At 62.4% G+C, this 18502-nt stretch carries 22 protein-coding genes; 13 read left to right on the top strand and 9 right to left on the bottom strand.

Annotation, left to right across the window (positions count from 1 at the left end; translation table 11 throughout):
* The first annotated feature begins 3 nt into the window (after positions 1-3).
* The 6 genes from GWK36_RS13065 to GWK36_RS13040 all read left to right on the top strand — a co-directional run bounded on the left by GWK36_RS13065 (position 4) and on the right by GWK36_RS13040 (position 4904).
* Positions 4-924, top strand: a complete 921-nt coding sequence (locus GWK36_RS13065; RefSeq protein ID WP_166271730.1) for an energy transducer TonB — start codon at positions 4-6, stop codon at positions 922-924.
* Between the two features lie 105 nt (positions 925-1029).
* Entirely contained in the window at positions 1030-1593 is a 564-nt protein-coding gene (locus tag GWK36_RS13060) for a YqgE/AlgH family protein (protein WP_166271728.1), read from the top strand.
* A gap of 7 nt (positions 1594-1600) precedes the next feature.
* Positions 1601-2008, top strand: coding sequence for a Holliday junction resolvase RuvX (ruvX, locus tag GWK36_RS13055; protein ID WP_166271726.1), 408 nt, complete (start codon positions 1601-1603; stop codon positions 2006-2008).
* Entirely contained in the window at positions 1995-2573 is a 579-nt protein-coding gene (gene pyrR, locus GWK36_RS13050) for a bifunctional pyr operon transcriptional regulator/uracil phosphoribosyltransferase PyrR (RefSeq protein ID WP_246237571.1), read from the top strand. Before ruvX ends, pyrR begins: the two co-directional genes overlap by 14 nt.
* 17 nt (positions 2574-2590) lie before the next feature.
* Positions 2591-3559 (top strand): aspartate carbamoyltransferase catalytic subunit, encoded by a 969-nt coding sequence (locus GWK36_RS13045; protein ID WP_166271724.1) that lies wholly within the window; start codon positions 2591-2593, stop codon positions 3557-3559.
* A 34-nt stretch (positions 3560-3593) separates the two neighbouring features.
* Entirely contained in the window at positions 3594-4904 is a 1311-nt protein-coding gene (locus GWK36_RS13040; protein WP_166271722.1) for a dihydroorotase, read from the top strand.
* Between the two features lie 23 nt (positions 4905-4927).
* Here GWK36_RS13040 and GWK36_RS13035 read toward each other — a convergent pair whose 3' ends face one another.
* From GWK36_RS13035 to GWK36_RS13000, 8 genes are all read right to left on the bottom strand, one after another.
* Positions 4928-6001 carry a glycosyltransferase gene (locus GWK36_RS13035; RefSeq protein WP_166271720.1) on the bottom strand — a complete coding sequence of 358 codons (1074 nt, stop codon included), beginning with the start codon at positions 5999-6001 and terminating at the stop codon, positions 4928-4930.
* Positions 5998-7110, bottom strand: a complete 1113-nt coding sequence (locus GWK36_RS13030) for a glycosyltransferase (protein WP_166271718.1) — start codon at positions 7108-7110, stop codon at positions 5998-6000. The genes GWK36_RS13035 and GWK36_RS13030 overlap by 4 nt, the downstream gene beginning before the upstream one ends.
* The gene (locus tag GWK36_RS13025; protein WP_166271716.1) at positions 7107-8141 is read right to left on the bottom strand and encodes a glycosyltransferase family 9 protein; all 1035 of its coding nucleotides are present in this window, start codon (positions 8139-8141) and stop codon (positions 7107-7109) included. Before GWK36_RS13025 ends, GWK36_RS13030 begins: the two co-directional genes overlap by 4 nt.
* 60 nt (positions 8142-8201) lie before the next feature.
* Positions 8202-8465: an FmdB family zinc ribbon protein gene (locus GWK36_RS13020; RefSeq protein ID WP_166271714.1), complete on the bottom strand. Its 264-nt coding sequence runs from the start codon at positions 8463-8465 to the stop codon at positions 8202-8204.
* Positions 8466-8905: 440 nt separating this feature from the next.
* Complete coding sequence (ilvB, locus tag GWK36_RS13015; protein ID WP_166271712.1) at positions 8906-10669, bottom strand: biosynthetic-type acetolactate synthase large subunit; 1764 nt, start codon at positions 10667-10669, stop codon at positions 8906-8908.
* A gap of 80 nt (positions 10670-10749) precedes the next feature.
* Positions 10750-11229 carry a sulfur carrier protein DsrE2 gene (gene dsrE2, locus GWK36_RS13010; RefSeq protein WP_166271710.1) on the bottom strand — a complete coding sequence of 160 codons (480 nt, stop codon included), beginning with the start codon at positions 11227-11229 and terminating at the stop codon, positions 10750-10752.
* An 80-nt stretch (positions 11230-11309) separates the two neighbouring features.
* Positions 11310-11540, bottom strand: coding sequence for a sulfurtransferase TusA family protein (locus tag GWK36_RS13005; RefSeq protein ID WP_166271708.1), 231 nt, complete (start codon positions 11538-11540; stop codon positions 11310-11312).
* 109 nt (positions 11541-11649) lie between these two features.
* Positions 11650-11988: a rhodanese-like domain-containing protein gene (locus tag GWK36_RS13000; protein ID WP_166271706.1), complete on the bottom strand. Its 339-nt coding sequence runs from the start codon at positions 11986-11988 to the stop codon at positions 11650-11652.
* Between the two features lie 94 nt (positions 11989-12082).
* Here GWK36_RS13000 and cysG point away from each other — a divergent pair, with 94 nt between their 5' ends.
* The gene (cysG, locus tag GWK36_RS12995; RefSeq protein WP_166271704.1) at positions 12083-13516 is read left to right on the top strand and encodes a siroheme synthase CysG; all 1434 of its coding nucleotides are present in this window, start codon (positions 12083-12085) and stop codon (positions 13514-13516) included.
* Between the two features lie 185 nt (positions 13517-13701).
* Here cysG and GWK36_RS12990 read toward each other — a convergent pair whose 3' ends face one another.
* Positions 13702-14568 carry an IS630 family transposase gene (locus GWK36_RS12990; RefSeq protein ID WP_425482801.1) on the bottom strand — a complete coding sequence of 289 codons (867 nt, stop codon included), beginning with the start codon at positions 14566-14568 and terminating at the stop codon, positions 13702-13704.
* 157 nt (positions 14569-14725) lie between these two features.
* Here GWK36_RS12990 and GWK36_RS12985 point away from each other — a divergent pair, with 157 nt between their 5' ends.
* The 6 genes from GWK36_RS12985 to GWK36_RS12960 all read left to right on the top strand — a co-directional run bounded on the left by GWK36_RS12985 (position 14726) and on the right by GWK36_RS12960 (position 18472).
* Entirely contained in the window at positions 14726-15052 is a 327-nt protein-coding gene (locus tag GWK36_RS12985) for a Uma2 family endonuclease (RefSeq protein ID WP_166271702.1), read from the top strand.
* A 73-nt stretch (positions 15053-15125) separates the two neighbouring features.
* Positions 15126-15704: a TerD family protein gene (locus GWK36_RS12980; RefSeq protein WP_166271700.1), complete on the top strand. Its 579-nt coding sequence runs from the start codon at positions 15126-15128 to the stop codon at positions 15702-15704.
* Between the two features lie 172 nt (positions 15705-15876).
* On the top strand, positions 15877-16563 hold the full coding sequence (locus tag GWK36_RS12975) for a TIGR00266 family protein (protein WP_166271698.1): 687 nt from the start codon (positions 15877-15879) through the stop codon (positions 16561-16563).
* Between the two features lie 94 nt (positions 16564-16657).
* Positions 16658-17251 carry a TerD family protein gene (locus tag GWK36_RS12970; protein ID WP_166271696.1) on the top strand — a complete coding sequence of 198 codons (594 nt, stop codon included), beginning with the start codon at positions 16658-16660 and terminating at the stop codon, positions 17249-17251.
* A gap of 405 nt (positions 17252-17656) precedes the next feature.
* Positions 17657-17848, top strand: coding sequence for a hypothetical protein (locus GWK36_RS12965; protein ID WP_166271694.1), 192 nt, complete (start codon positions 17657-17659; stop codon positions 17846-17848).
* 63 nt (positions 17849-17911) lie between these two features.
* A complete protein-coding gene (locus GWK36_RS12960; RefSeq protein WP_166271692.1) occupies positions 17912-18472 on the top strand; it encodes an ATP-grasp domain-containing protein in 561 nt (186 codons plus the stop codon).
* Positions 18473-18502: the final 30 nt, after the last annotated feature.

Genomic DNA, 18502 nt, shown 5'->3' with positions numbered 1-18502 from the left:
ATCATGCCCGCCAGCGCCCTCTCGATCCCGTTTGGACTGCGCAGTGCGTATCTGGATACGCCCTTCGTCCTTGCCCTGATGGTGGCGGTGTGGTTGCATCTGGCCCTGCTGTTTGGTCTCTCGTTCGCTTGGCCCAAGATCCAGCCACCATCCGAGTCGAGTCTAGAGGTCGTCTTGCTCAAAGACCGGGGCGCAAGCCAAGCCAATCATGGTGTCGGATCCGCCCTCGCCCAGCGCTCTCAAGCAGGTGAGTCGGCGCACGGGGATGCCGCCTTCTCTGCCTTTGGTGAAACCAGCCAGGATCAGGGAGAGACCCATGGGCCCGAGGCCACGGCCTCGATACCTGCGCCGGACAAGGCCGCACCATCAGCTTCTCCACCGCCCCCGCCACTGCCCGCTCAGCCACCTACGTCCATCCTGACTGCCATTGCCAGTCCCAGTCCCGCCCCCCCTGCGCAAGAGTCTCAAGCGCACAAGGTCGATGCTGCCCGCATCCTCGCTAGCCAGGGCCTAGAGGTGGCGCGGCTGACCAGCGGGCATGCCCCAGAGGCTGGGGCTAAGCGCCAACGCCGCCGTTCGATCAGCGCCAGCACCCGCGAGTTCCGCTATGCGAGCTATCTGGATGCTTGGGCCAAGAAGGTCGAGCGGATCGGGAACCTCAACTATCCCCAGGCCGCACGCGAGCAGGGTCTTTATGGCAGCCTGGTCTTACATGTGGCGGTACGCAAGGATGGCAGTGTCGAGCGCATCCGCGTAGTGCGATCTTCGGGGATCGGGCTTTTGGATCAGGCAGCCATCCAAATCGTCGAATTGTCCGCCCCATTTGCCCCCTTCCCGCCTGACATCGCCGCTGAGACCGACGTGCTCGACATCGTGCGTACCTGGCAATTCATGCGCGGCGATGTGCTCGGTTGGGAGCAATGAGCCGTATTCGATAGTGATGGAGGGTAGCTCCCTGTGCGCTGCGTGGATCGACAAACGAGGGCTAATGCTTGCCTCTAAACCCGTCGATCAGGATACTTAAAACTTATGGCACTCGCGACCTCACTCACCAATCATTTCTTGATCGCCATGCCGGGTCTCCTGGACCCCAATTTTGCGCGTACGGTAACCTATATCTGTGAGCATGGCGAGCATGGGGCCATGGGGATCGTGATCAATCGCCCCCTGGATCTGACTTTGGGTGCGCTTATCTCCCAGCTCGGTATCCCCGCAGACCGCCCGGGCGTGGCGGAGATTCCTATCTATCAGGGTGGACCGGTGCAGACCGATCGCGGCTTCGTCCTGCACAGCGGGGGCTACAGCTATGATTCAACCCTCAGCATCACCCCTGAGATCAGCATCACCACCTCGCGCGATATCCTGGAGGCGATCGCTGCGGGGGAGGGTCCAGAGCATGTCCTGATCGCCCTCGGCTATGCCGGCTGGGCGGGCGGTCAGCTCGAGCACGAGATGAGCGCCAATGCCTGGCTCAATGGCCCAGCGAGCCTCGAGATCATCTTTCAGATGGACCCCAGCGCCCGCTGGCTGGCCGCGGCCCAGTTGCTAGGGGTCGATCTGAATCTGATGAGCGGCGAGGCGGGTCACGCCTGATCTCTAGATGACCTTTTTAGGATTCGATTTCGGGCCCCGTAAGATCGGGGTTGCGGTGGGCCAGGGCCTGACCCGCTCGGCGACCCCTCTGATTACCCTGCGCGCTCAAGGTAATGGCCCTGATTGGCTGAGGATCGGGGCGCTGATCCGTGAATGGCGTCCACATGCGCTCATCGTCGGTCTGCCGTTTAACATGGACGACACCGAGATGGACTGGTCGCCCCAGGTGCACGCATTTGCTGCTCAATTGGGTGAGCGCTTTGGTCTGCCGGTCCATCTCATCGATGAACGCCTGACCTCGCGCGAAGCTTGGCGGCAACTGGCCGAACGGGATCGGCGCCCACCGACCCGTGAGGCGGTGGATGCGCTTGCGGCTGCCCTGATCCTGGAGACCTGGCTGAGTGAATACGCCTGAGGTATGGAAGGAGAGCGCGGCCATCGAGTCGGCCATCAACGAGATGGCCTGTTGTCTGGCGCGGCAACTCGAACGGCGCGGTCTGCAGAACCCGGCGATGATCGGTATCCATACCGGCGGGGTCTGGGTGGCCGAGCGGCTGCATGGCCTGTTGGGGCTCTCCGAGCCGCTTGGCCATCTGGATATCTCCTTTTATCGCGATGACTTCACCCGTATCGGCGTTCATCCCCAGGTGCGCCCTTCCCGCCTGCCGGTGCGCGTCGATGACCGGCATCTGATCCTGGTCGATGATGTGCTGCAAACCGGACGCACCGTGCGCGCCGCGCTCAATGTGCTCTTCGACTATGGCCGGCCCGCCTCGGTGACCCTGGCGGTGCTGGTGACACGCGATGGGCGCGAGCTGCCGATCGCCGCCGATGTCACCGGCTTTGAGGGGTTCTTTGGTGCCGGGGAGCAGGTCAAGCTCAGTGGCCCAAACCCGCTTGTCCTGTTGCGCACCCGCCGCGATGTGCGGCGCGATCCGTCCATCATGCCCCCTCTCCCCGCAGGAGAAGGTTTGGGGTGAGGCTGAACTGAACGGCGATGACCCATCTGCATACGCAGCTCGACGCCCAAGGTCGGCTCAGACATTTCTTGACTATCGAGGGCTTAAGCCGCAAGCTCCTGATCGAACTGCTCGACCAGGCGGAGGGCTTTTTGGGGGTGGCCCAGCAGGCGGTCAAGAAGGTCCCCCTCTGCCGCGGCAAGGTGGTGGCCAATCTCTTTTTCGAGACCAGCACCCGTACCCGCACCACCTTCGAGCTAGCGGCCAAACGGCTGTCTGCCGATGTACTTAACCTCAATATCTCGACCTCGGCGACGGCCAAGGGCGAGAGCCTGCTCGATACCCTGCGCAACCTCGAGGCCATGCATGTCGATATGTTCGTGGTGCGCCATGCCGAGAGCGGGACCGCGCACTTCATGGCCGCCCATGCCGCACCCCATGTCAGCATCATCAATGCCGGCGATGGGCGCCACGCCCATCCGACCCAGGCCCTGCTCGACATGTTTACTATCCGCCGGCACAAGGGGGGGTTTGATCATCTTCGCGTCGCCATCGTTGGCGACATCCTGCATTCGCGGGTGGCGCGCTCGCAGATGCTCGCCTTGAAGACCCTGCGCGTGCCTGATATCCGTGTCATCGCCCCGCGGACCCTCTTGCCGGCCAAGGTCGAGGAGGCATTCGGGGTCAGTGCCTATTACGACCTGGCCGAGGGGATCCGCGATGTCGATGTGATCATCATGTTAAGATTACAGCGCGAACGAATGAGTAGCGCCCTGCTGCCAAGTGAGCACGAGTATTTTCAGCTCTTCGGCCTGACCGAGGAGCGCATGAAGGCGGCCAAGCCGGATGCCATCGTGATGCACCCAGGCCCTATCAACCGTGGGGTCGAGATGGATTCTGCCGTGGCCGACGGGCGGCGTTCGGTCATCCTCGAACAGGTGACCAATGGCATCGCCGTGCGCATGGCGGTGATGGCCATGTGTCTCGGATCTCAGGGGTCAAAATAGATGCGTGCGGTCGAGACTCAGAGGGGGTCAGGCCATGCTTGAGGCCCCGCGCCTGACCATCCGCGGCGGGCGTCTGCTCGATCCGGTCAGCCGTCTGGACCGGGTGCTGGATCTGCATATCGCCGGCGGACGGGTCCTGGCGCTCGATGCCCCGCCAGAGGGGTTCAGGCCTGACCGCATCCTGGATGCACGCGGGCAGATCGTCTGTCCGGGGTTTGTGGACCTATGCGCGCGGGTGCGCGAACCAGGCGATGAGCACAAGGCGACCATCGCCAGCGAGGTGCGTGCGGCGGCGGCCTCGGGGGTGACCACCCTTTGCTGCCCGCCGGATACCCACCCGGTGATCGATACCCCCGCCGTCGCCCGTTTGATCCATCAGATCTCCAAACGCCATGCCTTGGCGCGGGTCTTGCCGATCGGTGCCCTGACCCAAGGGCTCGAGGGCCAGACGCTTGCCGGAATGGCCGCGCTCAAGCAGGCCGGTTGCCTGGTCCTCAGTCAGGCCGATCAGCCGATCCGCGACACCCAGGTCCTGCGCCGGGCGCTCGAATATGCCGCGACCTTTGCTCTTCCGGTCTTTTTGCTCCCTTTGGACCCCGATCTGGCTGCCGGTGGGTGCGCTCATGAGGGGGTGGTGAGCACGCGCCTTGGGTTGCCGGGGATTCCCGAATCCGCCGAGACCGTGGTCCTGGCGCGCGCCCTGGTGCTCGCCGAGCAGACGGGGGCGCGCATCCATTTCCAGCGGCTCTCAACGGCGCGCGGGGTGGAAATGCTCGCCGAGGCGCGTGCGCGCGGCATCGCGGTCAGCGGTGATGTCGCCATGCATCAGCTTTTTCTGACCGAACAGGATGTCGCGACATTTGACGCCAACTGTCACCTGATCCCCCCCCTGCGCACTGCCGCCGATCGCGCGGCCCTGCGTCAGGGCGTGGCCGAGGGGATCTTGGGCGCCATCTGTTCGGACCATCAACCGCATGAGCTGGATGCCAAGCTCGCCCCCTTCCCTGAGACTGCGCCTGGTCTTTCGGCGTTGGAGACCCTATTGCCCCTGGGGTTGCGCCTGGTCGAGGAAGGGGTGCTGGACCTCATGACCCTGATTGAGCGCCTAAGCTCGGGCCCTGCTGAGATCCTAGGGCGCGAACCCGGGCGTATCGTCCCCGGAGCCCCGGCTGACCTTTGTCTCTTCGACCCCCAGGTCAACTGGACGGTCTGCCCCGAGACGTGGATCAGCCGCGGCCAGAACACCCCGTTCATGGGCCAGCGTCTGCGCGGGCGGGTGAGCTGGACGCTCTTCGGCGGGCGGATCGTCTATGAGTCTTGGCGTGTCGGTGCACACCCCGCGTAGGGTAGGCAATGCATACCTTACATCTACATTGCCAACTGCTGATATAGCTCTTGATAGCGGGCCATGATCGCCGGCCTGCTGAACTCATTGAGCGCGCGCTTGTGACCGCAGGCGGCGATCTGGGCCATGCGGGGGGGGTCAGCAAGCAGGGTCTTGATCCCTTGGGCCAAGGCGCGGGCATCGGCACAGGGGACGCACCAGGCATCTTCGCTGTGACGCGCCAGTTCACGCGCCCCACGAAAGCTTGCAGTAAGCAAGGGCTTGCCCCAGGCCCAGGACTCGAGGATCACATTGCCGAGGGTCTCCTCTTCCAGCGAAGGAAAGACCACGAGGTCGGCCATCTGGAGGTAGGGGCTGGGGTCAGCCTGCCAGCCGAGCCAGAGGATGCGCTGCGACTGCCCAAGCTGGTCGGCCTGACGTTTGAGTCTGGGCGCCAAGGGGCCATCGCCGAGCATCAACAACCGCAGGGGGCGCCCAGCGATGCTCTCAGGCAAGAGGCCGAGGGCAGCGAGCAGATGGGTATGGCCCTTGACCGGCACGAACCGCCCGAGACAGATCAGGAGCCAAGCGTCATCCGGCAGACCCTGGGCCTCCCGCAGCTCGGCGATCCGTTCGGCAGCCACAGGCGCGGGTGGATCAATGAAGTTATAGATGTGATAGACACGGTTGGCCGGTAGGCCCTGTTGGACCAGCCAGTCGCAGAGCATGCGGGTATTGCCGATCCAACCGTGGGCGTGACGATAGGGACCGAGGGCATAATAGCCGCCGAGCCTGGCGAGATGGACCGGTCCCTTGCCGGGAACGATCCGTGTTAGCCGCGTGGCGCGCCCCATATAGGTCTGGATGATCGCTGGTTGAACCCGATCGATCAAGCGCGCAACGGCCTGGCGCGACCAGGGGTCCCAGGTAGTGCAATAGGGAAGGCGATGCACTACAAGCCCCCCCAGATCCATCCCAGAGAGCGCGCTATGTTTGCGGATGGCGAGTTGGGCAGGGGCATCAAGCTCGCTGAGCGCGCGGCTAAAACGGATGAACCAGCGCTCGGCCCCGCCGAGCGACTTGCTGGCGACCATCTGCAAGTTCGGTGGCCAGCTCATGGGATGAGCTCCCGATAGACCGCGAGATTCCCCTCGACCATGGCCTCAACTGAAAACTCGCACGCAACCAACGCCTGTCCCGCCTGCCCGAAGATCCGCCGCCGCTCGCGGTCTTGCAAGAGCTCGGCAATCGCTGCGGCCAGGGCCTGGGGATCTTCGGGCGGGACCAAGAGTCCATTCACCCCGTGGCGCACCGCCTCGGGGATCCCACCGACCCGAGTGGCTACGATCGGCAGACCCGCTGCCGCCGCCTCGAGCAGGGCGATCCCCAGGCCCTCCTTGAGCGCGGGATGGACTAGGAGGTCGAACGCGGGCAGGAGCTCAGGGAGGTCGGGATGAAAGCCCATCAGCCGGACATTGCGGCTCAGGCCGCGGCTGGAGATCTCTTGCGCCAAGGTCGCAGAGAGCGGTCCTTGTCCGAAACACAGGACCTGTAGGCGAGGGAAGGTGCGGATCAGTTCTGGCAGCGCCGCAAGTAAGACCTGATGCCCCTTGCGCGGGATCAATTGGGCAATCATGCCGATCACCAGGGCGTCCTCGGCCAACCCCAAGCGCGCGCGCGGACCACTGGCGCCCGCCGGTTGGGCGGGATGAGAGGACCTGGGGGCTGTCACCCTCTCAGGCGCAGCCGGGTCGATGGCGCTGCGCACCACCCGCAACTTGTCTTGCGGCACCCCACAGCCAAGCAGCACCTCATAGATCCCCTGAGAGATCGCGATCACCCGGTCATAGAGCCGGTATTTGAGCGGCACAAGCCAATGCTGCTCTGGATTGTCTACCCGGCGGGTAAGGACGACCGGCACCTGCCCCAGGCGCCCTGAGAGTCCGCCCCAGAGATCTGCTCCGCGGCGGCTATGGAGGTGGATGAGGTCTGGCTGGGATGCCTTGATCAGCGCAAGCAGCCGCCGACTGAGCCCAACATCGAGGTCGCCGCCCAGAGGCAACGCCTGGACCTGGGCAAAAGGGGCGGCGCGCTCGGCGATGACCGAACCCAGCGGACAGACCAAGAGATTATCATGACCGCGCGCCTTAAGGCCCTGGACTAGATACAAGACCTGCCGCGCCCCGCCATAGAGATGGCGCCCGGCCTCGACATGGAGGATCTTCATACGCGCAAGACCTCGGCGGCGGCCTGCAGGATCTCGGTGCAATCGATCGCGCGCATACAGTCGAATCGCCCCTGGCAGCTTGGACGACGCTTACAGGGAGAGCAGGGCAGGGGATGATAGAGCACCTGCGCATTGGGGCGTCCGGTCTCTAGATAGGGCCGGGTTGAGCCAAAGAGGAGCAGGCTGGGGGTGTTCAAGGCGATCCCCATGTGGGCAAGCCCGGTATCTACTCCGATCAGAAGGGCGGCGCGGTCGATCAGGGCCGCGACCTCGGTCAGGCTGGTCTGGCCGACCAGATCGACCACTGCATCCTCGGCGGCATCGGCAATGCGCCGTGCAGCGAGCCGGTCGCCGGGCCCGCCGAGCAAGACCGCTGTCAGACCGAGCTCGGCGCGTATCCGCTGGGCAAGCCGGCCCCAGCGCTCCTCGATCCAGTGTTTTTGCGGGCGGGTGGTGAAGGGACATAAGACTGCATAGCCGTTTTCGAGACCTGAGCGGATGATCGTCGCTTCGGCGAGTGTGGCTTCGGCAGTTCCGTAATGGACGGCCAGTTGAAACCCATCGAGCGGTAGACCTAGATGCTCGGCAAGATAGCGGTATTCCGAGGCGATCTTGAGTGGTTCGCCCCCGCGCGGCAGGACCTCGGTCATCAGCCACTGGCTGCCCTCGCGCGAACCCAGACCGATCCGCGCCCTAGCCCCTGATAGCCAGGTCAGAAACCCGCTCTTGAACAGTCCCTGGAGGTCGAGCGCTAGATCGAAGGTATAGGCCCGCAGATTGGCGCGCAGGGTCATCATTCCGGCATACAGCTCGCGCAGCCGGCCTGCCCGCCAGAGGCGTTGCCAGTGACGCAAGGGACAAGCAATCACTGCATCCAGCTCGGGATGACGTTCGAGGAGGGCGGCGCATTCGGATTGCACCAGCCAGACGAGCTGGGCATCCGGCCAGCGCTGGCGCAAAGCGGCAATCAGGGGTGAGGCAAAGACGATATCGCCGATGGCGCTCAGGCGAACGATGAGGATGGCATGCATCGAGGCGTAGGGTACGCAATGCGTACCCTACTTGGGGTACGCCGCCGTACCTGGCTGCGCTCAATCGAGCCCGCACATCCCGCCGGCGCAGCAGGTGCCCGTCGGACAAGAGGACGCTGGGGCACAGCCGCTGCCGAGATGATTGCTGCTGATGATGTTTCCGCCGGTTGCCAGGCGCTCGACTGGGGTGTTGGCCGGGGTATCGCCGGGCTCGATGCCAGCGCGAGCACAGAGCTCACCCCAGGTGCTGATGGTCTCGCTCATACGATGAGTGACCTCGACCACCCGATTGTTGGCGGGACAGCGATAGTCATAGGTGGGCATCTTGAACCTCCTGTTTTGTAAGTAAGCATGAACAACGATGGCTGGATTATAGGGTGGCGCTTGATGGCTGCAAGCCCGACGGTATCTGCGGTCATGGCCATTTGCCAGGGAAGACAGTATGCCGACTGGGGGCTCGGAACCGAGTGATCTGTTGAGGCGGCAGGCGCTGGATCTGCTTGGCGCCCAAACACCGCCTCCAGGCCCTCTGCCATCAGCACCGCATCGACATCGCGTTCTAAGATTTCCAGCTCCGCTGAGCGCAGCCAGGCATGCGCCCACTCAGGCAAGGGGGCTAGCGGGCGTCAAAGACGCTCAAGGACGCACGCCTCTCCCTCCAGGAGTCCCTCCTCGCGCCCTCCGCTGCTCAACTTCGCGCAGACCCGGCTATCATCCGGTCAATACCGCCTCTTCCAGCAACGACGATCATCGATCGTCAGAGTTCACGTGGTTTCCCGGCGGCGGATCTCGCCCACGGGCTCGATCATCTGCGCGAGGGTCTGTCCAGGCTGGATCATGGGGATGACGTTTTCGGCCTTGTCGATCCAGACATCGACGAGCACCGGCCCAGGTTCGGCCAGCGCCTCGGCGACTTTGGCGCGAAGCTTGTATGGGTCCTTGATCCTGCAGGTCTTGAGGCGCGGATAGACATATTTGAGCCCGGTGAGATTGGGGATCTGGCGCCTGCAGGTCTGGTCGAGATCGATACAGTCTGGGTCGCAGTTGGCGGTGCGCGACAGACAGGTCTCATAATGATGGCCGCCGTCCATCATGTCCTCCCACTGGCGCACCATCCCCAAAAAGCTGTTGTTGAGCACAAACATCTTTAAGGGGATGCGATTGGCGACCACGGTGCCCAGCTCCTGAAGATTCATTTGGAAGCTGCCGTCGCCGTCAACCAGGATCACCGGGTGCTTGGGATTGCCGAACCAGGCGCCGATCGCCGCCGGTAGCCCAAAGCCCATGGTTCCCAGTCCCCCCGAGCTGATCCATTGGCGTGGGCGACGGAAACGGTAGTATTGCGCTGCCCACATCTGATGCTGGCCGACCCCGGTGACCAGGGTCGCATTGCCGCCAGTGAGTTCTGACAAGACCTCGATCACCGCCTGCGGCTTGATGTATTCCGCCTGACCATAAGAGGGAAACTGACGCTTGCGCCATTCGGCAATGCGCGCCATCCAGTCGGGATGCTGGGCCGAGCGCCCAGAGGCCAGGGCATGGGCCAGAAACTCATCGAGTGAGGCGACCAGGTTGAGATCGGTGGGGATGGTCTTGTCGATCTCCGAGGGGTCGATATCGACGTGGGCGATCCGCTTGCCCTCGGCAAAGCCGCGCACCGCCACCCGATCGTCGAAACGACCGCCCAAGGCGAGCACGAGATCAGTCTCGCGCAAGGCATAGTTGGCGGGGATGGTCCCGTGCATCCCCGGCATCCCGAGGTTGTAGGGGCACTCGGGCGGGAGCGCGCCTAGGGCATTGAAGGTCGTCGTCACCGGCACATCGAAGCGCTCGGCAAAACGCTGCAAGGCCAGGGCGGCGTTGGCATGGATCACCCCACCGCCGGCCTTGATCACAGGGCGTTCAGCTGAGATCAGGGCATCGAGGATGGCTTCCGCCTGCTGACGGTCGAAGGGGATGAGTTCGCGATGGCGCCGCCGCGGTGGATTGGCCTGGGTGCAGGTCGCAAGCTGGACGTCTTTGCAGATATCGACCACCACAGGTCCCGGGCGCCCGTGGCTCGCCAGATCATAGGCCTCGCGGAGGACCCATTCGAGATCGGCGACGTCCTTCACCAGATAGTTGTGCTTAGAGATCGGGCGGGTGATCCCGACCATGTCCACCTCTTGGAAGGCATCGGTGCCGATCGCGCGGCTGGGGACCTGGCCGGTGATGAACAGGGTGGGCAATGAATCCTTGTGGGCATCGGCGATGGGCGTGACCAGATTGGTCGCACCCGGTCCTGAGGTCGCCAGCGCCACCCCGATCCGACCGGTCGCCCGCGCATAACCCTCGGCGGCGTGTCCTGCCCCGGGCTCCTGGCGGCAGAGGATGAAACGCGGCACGTCTTGACCTGCCCGCAGGCGTTTGTTGATCTCGACATGGATCGGGATCACCGCCCCACCTGTGTGCCCAAAGATGACCTCGACCCCGAGATCCAAAAGGGTATCGATCAGGATGGCGGCGCCGGTGCGCTGCTCGTTCGACATGGTGGTGTGAGATCAATAGAAATCGCGTCGGCGAAGGCCGGAGCTGGAGCGGCCAGGGCCGCTCCAAGATACGCTCGGGGTTAAATATACAAACAGATGTCGCTGTCGCCCGCGAACTCGAAGAAGGTCGTGGCACCCGCGTACTCGATCCCCTCGATGAACTCGGAGGTCGGCATATCGAACAGATCGACCGTCATTTGGCAGGCAATGAGCTTGACATCGGCCTCGAGACACATGGATCGCAGCTCCTCGATGCTGGCCACGCCCTTGCTTTTCATCTTTTGTTTCATCATGGCAGTGATCAGCGCCTGCATGCCGGGCAGGGCTAGCCCCAGCACCGGGAACCATTTATCCATCCCCAGCGGCATAGGCATTCCGGGGTTACCCAGGGGGGTTACCTCGAGGGCGAGTTTCTTTTTGAGGAGCTGAAGCCCGTAAAAGGTGAAAAAGACCTGAACCTCATAGCCGAGGGCGGCGGCGGTCGAGGCCAGGATAAAGGGCGGATAGGCCCAGTCGAGTGAGCCCTTGGTTGCAATGATCGCCAGTTTCTTTTGATCCATCGAGTCCTCCAGATGCGCCGCGGTCTAGGAGAGGCGCGCAGTGCGTTGTCATTATGTTGGGGCAGACGAAAGACGCCGACCTAGGATTTCTTGATCAAAAAATGGAACTTACCGCCTTCCTCTTTGGATTCCAGCAGGGTGTTGCCGGTCTGCTTGGCGAAGGCATCGAAGTCCTTCACCGAGCCGGGATCGGTGGCAATGACATGCAGCACCTGACCACTGCCCATGCTGCTTAAGGTTTTCTTGGCGCGCAGGATCGGCAGCGGGCAGTTGAGACCGGTAGCATCGAGTTCTTGGTCAAAATTGGCCATCTTTGAACAAAGCCTCCTGTTTTGGATGAGGATTGATTGAGGATTTTAGATTTGAGCCCAAGCAAGATGGACCCGGATCTGCACTATACACCAAAGGGGTGCGCCCCGATCAGGACACATCGCTCAGATCGCCAGGCGAGACGATCGGTAACCCATGACGCGCCCAGGCGATGATCCCGCCGCGCAGGTTGATGACACGGTCATAACCCTGTTGCATCAGATAGGCGCAGACATGATAGGAGCGGGCGCCGCTGCGGCAATAGATCACTGCCTCGCGGTCATTAGGGATCTCATTGAGACGCAGGGGGACGAGGTGCATGGGCAGCAAGCGGGCGTTCGGGATGATCCCTTGCGCCATCTCGGTTGGGGTGCGGATGTCGATCAGCAACGGGGGACAGGGGTCCTTGAGGCGCTGGCTGAGGGACTCGGAATCGATCTCGTTGACCACTTGCGCATCCTGATCTTGAGGCAAAATATTGGAGACATATTAGAAACTTTAGATGTTTAACTCAACGCAGGTCAGCGAAAGGCCCACGCAGATCATGGATTTACTCCCCATCTTTCTCGACATGCGCGGTCGGCCCTGTCTGGTCGTCGGCGGAGGCGCGACGGCAGCGCGCAAGGTCGCAACGCTCTTGCGCGCCGGCGCTGCCGTCATTCTCGTCGCCCCCACGCTCACCCCTGAGCTTACGCGCCGCGCCGAGGCCGGCGAGCTCACCCATCGGGCGCGACGCTTCCTGCCCGAGGATATCGAGGGCCAGCGGCTGGTGATCGCCGCGACGGACGACCGCGGGGTCAACCGCCAGATCGCCGAGCTCGCCCGTGTCGCCGACATCCCCGTCAATGTGGTCGATGATCCCGAGGCCTGTACCTTCGTCCTGCCCTCGATCGTCGATCGCTCGCCGGTAACCGTGGCCATCTCCAGCGGCAAGACCTCGCCGGTCTTGGCGCGCTTGTTGCGCACGCGGCTCGAGGCCCTGATCCCCGGCGGCTATGGGCGTCTCGCCGAGCTCAGCGGGCGCTATCGCGAGCGGGTCAAGGAGCGTTTTACGGAGCCGGCCTTTCGCCGCCGGTTTTGGGATCGGGTCCTGCAAGGGGCGGTTGCGGAGCGCGTACTCGCCGGCCAGATGCAAGAGGCCGAGGCCCTGATCGAACAAGAGCTTGCGCCCGACGCCCTGGAGCACGATCTGGGCGAGGTCTATCTGGTCGGGGCGGGACCGGGCGACCCTGATCTCATCACCTTCCGCGCCCTGCGTCTGATGCAACAGGCCGATGTGGTCGTCTATGATCGCCTGGTCGCGACCCCGATCCTTGAGATGACGCGGCGCGACGCCCAGCGCATCTATGTCGGCAAGCAGCGTAACCACCATGCGCTGCGCCAGGAGGAGATCAACCGGCTGCTGGTAGACCTCGCCAAGGACGGGCATCGGGTGCTGCGCTTAAAAGGGGGAGATCCCTTTATCTTTGGGCGTGGCGGTGAGGAGATCGATACCCTGGCTGCCGAGGGCATCCCCTTCCAGGTCATCCCGGGGATCACTGCGGCCTCCGGCTGCGCTGCCTATGCCGGGATCCCTCTCACCCATCGCGACTATGCCCAGTCAGTCGTCTTTGTGACCGGGCATCTCAAGGACGGCACGATCAACCTCAATTGGCCGGCACTGGCCCAGCCGAACCAGACGGTGGTCTTTTATATGGGGCTTACGGGGCTGCCGATCATCATCGAGCGCCTGATAGCGCATGGCGTTTCCCCTGAAATGCCGATTGCCTTAGTCCAACAGGGCACGACCCATCTACAAAAGGTCTATACAGGGACTTTGGCAACGATCTGCGATCAGGTCGCCGCTGATCCCCCTATCCCGCCCACGCTCTTGATCGTGGGTGAGGTCGTGAAGCTGCGCGATAAGCTCAACTGGTATCAGCCGCCGGACGAGCCGGTGCATGGCGCGACCACCGACATCTCGGAAGCAGACACATGAGGGCGCATACCTTGCCGATGCGCCTTGATCCCGAAGGCTATCTGGCCTGGGAATCCGAACGACCGAGCAAGCAAGCACGAGTATCTGCGCGGCGGTCCTTTCCAGACCTATGTTGCGGACATGAAACTGCGCATAGAGCGGCGGACGCCTACTGGTTTTATTGATCCGAAACCAATGAACTTGTATTACGTGGCATCATGGAGCTTGGGATGCTGGAAGTAGCGCATGATGCGTTGGGGGGAATTGAGAAGGCGGCGCAGGTGGCTGACGGTCGCCTTCTTCAGATCGCCCTTGGTGCGGGAGGGCGCCTGCGCGGTGATGGTGGCCTTGAGCATCTCGTTGGGGTTCAGTGCCGGGCTGTAGGGGGGGAGGGAGGAGGCCTCGATTTGATTGGCGCATGCAGCCAGCCACGCCTTGACTGGCTTGGTGTGATGCACGCGCAGGTTGTCGAGGATGAGGAAGATCTTCTTGCCCCTGGCGTCCTTGACGAGCCGCTTCATGAAGTCGATCAGGATGTCGGCGTTCATCGCCCCCGCGAACGCCTTCCGACGCACCTTGCCGCGGTTGGTCAGCGTCGAGATCACCGACAGGCCTTCGCGACGGTGCGTGACGCGAATCTCGGACGTCTTGATCGCCGGCGCATAAGAGCGCCCGCGCACCTCGTCCGAGCGCAGCCCCGTTTCATCGCCCCAGTGGATTTCGGCGCCCTCGGCCTTGGCGCGCCGGGCAATGTCCGGGTAGGTCTCCTCAAGCCACGTCTTGCCCGCCGGCGGGCTTTGCTCATAGGCGCGCCGAATCGGTTTCTGGGGCGTCAATCCCCAGCGCGCCATGTACTTGCCCTCCCCCTGCGGCCTGAGCTCGATGCCAAAACGGTCGAGGATCAACTGCCGCACCGCCTGCCGGCTCCACAGCGCAAACGGCAGCTTCAGCTGATCCGGTGTCCCGTCGCACATGAGCTTGCGTATCTGGGCGTCCTGCTCCGCCAACAGCGCCCGCTTCTCACCCACCTTTCCTTGAGCCCTTGGGCCCCTTCGCGCCCATAGCGTTTGCAGATGTCGAACACCCCTGCGCCCAACAATCCCCTCTGCGCGCCTATCGCTTCATACCTCCAGCCACGCCGCCGCTCTTCGCGCGCCGCAAACGACAGCAATCTCATGTCTCGTCTTTCCATGCCCACGACATCTGGACAGCTCACTCAATTTCAAAAGCATGTGTTTCTTAATCAATAATTACCCAGAGATCATGTGCCCCTGCGATCCGCGGGATCAGGCTTCGCCCCTGTTCATCGAGCACCCCAGATTGATCATCGAGATCTTGCCAAGCGGAACTGAAGGCTTCGACTGCGGCCCCAAGGCTTGGGCCTATCGCATGATCCCTGAGCTGCGCGAATATGCCCTGGTCACAATCGAACAACGGCGTATCGGCTTTACCGGCGCACCGCGGGCAGCGACTGGCTACTGCGCGATTGCGGTCCAGATGAGGGGCTCTGTCAGTTCAGCTCGCTCGATCTCTCAGATCTTCGAGGACCTGACTTAAAGCCCTGGGTGTCTTTCCCAGATGATTTGGTTACACTAAAGTTCGTTTTTCCACCGCAAGAGGAAGAGCAAAGATGGCGATCAGTCTGCAAAAAGGTGGCAATGTTAGCCTGACCAAGACCGACCCGGGCCTCAAAAACGTCCTGGTGGGCCTGGGCTGGGATGCGCGTTCGACCGATGGCGCGCCCTTTGACCTGGATGCCAGCGTGTTTCTGGTCGGTGAGAACGGCAAGGTGCTCTCAGACGGCCATTTCGTCTTTTATAATCAGCGCACCTCGCCCGATGGGGCGGTCGTCCATGCCGGCGACAACCTCACGGGGGCAGGCGAGGGCGATGACGAGACCATCAGCATCCACCTGGAGGGGGTCGAGGCTGGGGTACAGCGCATCGTTTTTGCCGTCACCATCCATGAGGCCGAGGCACGCAAACAAAACTTCGGCATGGTGCGCAATGCCTTCATCCGCGTGGTCAACAAGGACACCAATACCGAGATCGCCCGCTATGACCTCTCGGAGGACTATTCGACTGAGACGGCCATGATCTTCGGCGAGATCTACCGGCACAGCGGCGAATGGAAGTTCAAGGCTGTGGGTCAAGGCTTCGCCGGCGGGCTTGCTGCGCTTGCCCGCGAACACGGGGTCAATGTCGGCTGAGCCCGAAGGCAGCAACCCCCTCTCCCTCAGGGAGGGGAGAGGTAGGGGAGAGGTAGGGGCGAGGAGGCTAATTTCTCACTCGCCCGCTCCCCGAGAGGGGCAGACAAATCAGGCGGGGTTTCGAGAAAGGCCCGCCAAGCCTCCCTAAAAAACGGCTGCCGCAGGAGGTCCTATGCCCGTCTTTACCGTCACTGGCGAGATCGACCCTTTTCTTCATGTCAGCCTGCGCAAAGGCGAGCGCATCTTTTGCGAATCCGACGCCATGGTCATGATGGAGGCGCCTCTCCAGGTCAAGGGACAGATGCGCGGGGGATTGGGGCGGGCGCTGCTGCGGCGCCTCAGCACCGATGAATCCTTTTTCCAACAAGAGATCGAGGCGGTCGGCGGCGATGGCGATTGTCTGCTCTCGCCCGCGCTCCCTGGGGCGATCGAGCTTCTAGATGTTACCCCAAGCTCGGCCTATACCCTATCTGATGGAAGCTTTTTGGCCGCCGAAGTGGGGGTCGAACTCAATGCCAGGCTCAACTCTTTAGGCGGAGGGGTGTTTGGCGGCACCGGCGGCTTCGTGATCCTGGAGGCGCGGGGGATGGGCAAGCTCGCGGTCTCGGGATTCGGCTCGGTCTTTACCCTAGATGTCTCCCCTGGGCGCGATCTCGTCATCGACAACAATCATGTGGTCGCCTGGTCCTCTGGGCTCCATTTCGAGATCGGGATGCCGAGGAGTGGCGGCGGGTTCTTCAGCTCGCTGATGAACTCGGTGACCTCGGGTGAGGGCCTGGTGATTCGATTTAGCGGGCAGGGGCGGGTCGTGGTCTGCTCGCGCAACCGGTCGCTCTTCCGTCCGCAGACCTCTCAATAGCCTTTGCGAGGGACAGGAACCTCTTGCTTCCACTGCAAATCAGCAGCCTTTAAAAGCGCATTTCAAGCCAAAACGACCAATAAGGAGCTTAACCATGGCCATCAGTCTGCAAAAGGGTCAGAAGATCTCGCTTGAAAAGGAGGCCGGCGGTGCCTTGAGCCGGATCATTATGGGTCTCGGTTGGGACGCAGCTCAGTCAGGGAAGAGCGGCGGTTTTCTTGGCGGTCTGTTTGGCGGCGGCGAGAGCATCGACCTCGATGCCTCCTGTCTCCTCTTCGATGAGCATGGCAACCTGGTCGATGCCGTCTGGTTTCGTCAGTTGACGAGCAACGACGGCAGTATCCGGCACTCGGGCGATAATCGCACCGGCGAGGGGGAAGGGGATGACGAACAGATCCATGTTGATCTCCCTGCGGTCCCCTCCAATGTCAAAAGCCTGGTCTTTACCGTGAACAACTACACCGGCCAGGACTTCTCCAAGGTCGCCAATGCCTATTGTCGGATTGTCAATGCGGCTAACGGTCAAGAGATCGCCCGCTATGACCTCAGCTGTCAGGGCAGTCATACGGCCATGATCATGGCCAAGGTTTATCGGCACAACAACGAATGGAAGATGCATGCGATCGGCGAGGTCGGCCAGGGGCGCACCTTCGACCAACTCCTGCCCCAGATCAGGCCGCATCTTTGAAAGAGCGCCGCAGCCTTCGCCTGGGGAAGCACTGAATCAATCCCTGACTGCCAGTCCGATGCTCGTCATTCCGGCGAAAGCCGGAATCCAGAAATATCGATGGGATACGGACGAGGCAGGTTTGTAGCTGCGAATTTCAATGTCTCTTTAGGCCTTATTTCATGCAAGTGGCTGTGGTCCGGGACTAAAGGGCGAGGGCGTAGATGTCCGGGGGCCTGCGCCCTCTTCGCCATCTTCCCAAGATGAGATATAACCTGCCTCCTCCTCTCGAGGAGGGGAAAACACTGGTGCCCATCGCCCTGCCATGCATTGATTCCTGAGGCCTGCCAGCGAGCTGGATCTTGGGGGTGGGTCTGTTGGCCTTAAGGCTGCGAGCAGGCTATCGCAAGGTCGTATCAAGCGGTCATGATCTGCGTCTGGTTCAACCGAACATTTTCCAACGTCCGCGCCGTATTCGAGCTCATCCGTCAGGGCGATAGTGCGGGCGAGTTTCGGCTCATCTGTACCCACCCGGAGCCGAGCTTTCCCGGCCTTGTCGCCGCGCATGAATGGGCCCTGGAGCCTGGGGGTCTCAAGGGTCTGGATTATCTCGAGTAGTGTCTGGATTTTTGCCGCCAAAGGCAGATCGATGCCCTCTGGCCGGGTCAGGAGGTCCTGGTATTGGCCGAGTATGCAATGCAGTTTACGGAGATCGGCATTCGCGTCCTTTCGGTTGCTGCACCCCAGATCCTCGCCTTGCTCCAGGATAAGGCTCGCTTTGCCGAGCTGGGCAGCCGCTTGCCCGTTCCTACGCCAGAGACCATCCCCTTTCGCACCCTCGCTGAGTTCGACGCCGCCTATGAACGGCTGCGGTTTGTGTACGATGCGCTCTGCATCAAACCAGCACAGGGCGTATATGGCGCGGGCTTTCGCCTCGTCCGCGAGGGGGAGGATGGGCTCGACGGCCTCTTGCAGGGCGGTAGCCATAGCATCCAGCTCGATTGTCTGCGCCGCCTCTTGGCGCAAGGCATGCCGGCCCAGACCTGGTTGCTCATGGAATATCTCCCAGGGCCCGAATACAGCCTGGATGCGGTTGCAGATGGCAATCGTCTGGTTGCCTTGATCCAGCGCGAAAAGCGCGAGGACCTCTATGGTCAGCGGCTGGTGGCGCGGCCTGAGTTGACGGATGCGGCTGCCGAGCTTGTCGCCCGTTTTGGGCTCATGGGGCTTTTTATTGATTAAGAAACACATGCTTTTGAAATTGAGTGAGCT

The organism is Caldichromatium japonicum (assembly GCF_011290485.1).
Taxonomy (GTDB): Bacteria; Pseudomonadota; Gammaproteobacteria; order Chromatiales; family Chromatiaceae; genus Thermochromatium; species Thermochromatium japonicum.
Note: the sequence above shows the minus strand (reverse complement) of the source record. Positions and strands in the feature narration are given on the sequence as shown.

What these genes read in the sequence shown, in the direction of transcription:
- GWK36_RS13060 (WP_166271728.1), top strand. Translation starts at nt 1,030, where the DNA reads ATGGCACTCGCGACCTCACTCACCAATCATTTCTTGATCGCCATGCCG.
- ruvX (WP_166271726.1), top strand. Translation starts at nt 1,601, where the DNA reads ATGACCTTTTTAGGATTCGATTTCGGGCCCCGTAAGATCGGGGTTGCG.
- GWK36_RS12970 (WP_166271696.1), top strand. Translation starts at nt 16,658, where the DNA reads ATGGCCATCAGTCTGCAAAAGGGTCAGAAGATCTCGCTTGAAAAGGAG.
- GWK36_RS13035 (WP_166271720.1), bottom strand. Translation starts at nt 6,001, where the DNA reads ATGAGCTGGCCACCGAACTTGCAGATGGTCGCCAGCAAGTCGCTCGGC.
- GWK36_RS13005 (WP_166271708.1), bottom strand. Translation starts at nt 11,540, where the DNA reads ATGGCCAATTTTGACCAAGAACTCGATGCTACCGGTCTCAACTGCCCG.
- GWK36_RS13025 (WP_166271716.1), bottom strand. Translation starts at nt 8,141, where the DNA reads ATGCATGCCATCCTCATCGTTCGCCTGAGCGCCATCGGCGATATCGTC.
- GWK36_RS13030 (WP_166271718.1), bottom strand. Translation starts at nt 7,110, where the DNA reads ATGAAGATCCTCCATGTCGAGGCCGGGCGCCATCTCTATGGCGGGGCG.
- GWK36_RS13045 (WP_166271724.1), top strand. Translation starts at nt 2,591, where the DNA reads ATGACCCATCTGCATACGCAGCTCGACGCCCAAGGTCGGCTCAGACAT.
- cysG (WP_166271704.1), top strand. Translation starts at nt 12,083, where the DNA reads ATGGATTTACTCCCCATCTTTCTCGACATGCGCGGTCGGCCCTGTCTG.
- GWK36_RS12975 (WP_166271698.1), top strand. Translation starts at nt 15,877, where the DNA reads ATGCCCGTCTTTACCGTCACTGGCGAGATCGACCCTTTTCTTCATGTC.
- GWK36_RS12985 (WP_166271702.1), top strand. Translation starts at nt 14,726, where the DNA reads ATGTGTTTCTTAATCAATAATTACCCAGAGATCATGTGCCCCTGCGAT.
- GWK36_RS12980 (WP_166271700.1), top strand. Translation starts at nt 15,126, where the DNA reads ATGGCGATCAGTCTGCAAAAAGGTGGCAATGTTAGCCTGACCAAGACC.
- GWK36_RS13020 (WP_166271714.1), bottom strand. Translation starts at nt 8,465, where the DNA reads ATGCCCACCTATGACTATCGCTGTCCCGCCAACAATCGGGTGGTCGAG.
- dsrE2 (WP_166271710.1), bottom strand. Translation starts at nt 11,229, where the DNA reads ATGGATCAAAAGAAACTGGCGATCATTGCAACCAAGGGCTCACTCGAC.
- GWK36_RS12965 (WP_166271694.1), top strand. Translation starts at nt 17,657, where the DNA reads ATGATCTGCGTCTGGTTCAACCGAACATTTTCCAACGTCCGCGCCGTA.
- ilvB (WP_166271712.1), bottom strand. Translation starts at nt 10,669, where the DNA reads ATGTCGAACGAGCAGCGCACCGGCGCCGCCATCCTGATCGATACCCTT.
- GWK36_RS13065 (WP_166271730.1), top strand. Translation starts at nt 4, where the DNA reads ATGCCCGCCAGCGCCCTCTCGATCCCGTTTGGACTGCGCAGTGCGTAT.
- GWK36_RS13040 (WP_166271722.1), top strand. Translation starts at nt 3,594, where the DNA reads ATGCTTGAGGCCCCGCGCCTGACCATCCGCGGCGGGCGTCTGCTCGAT.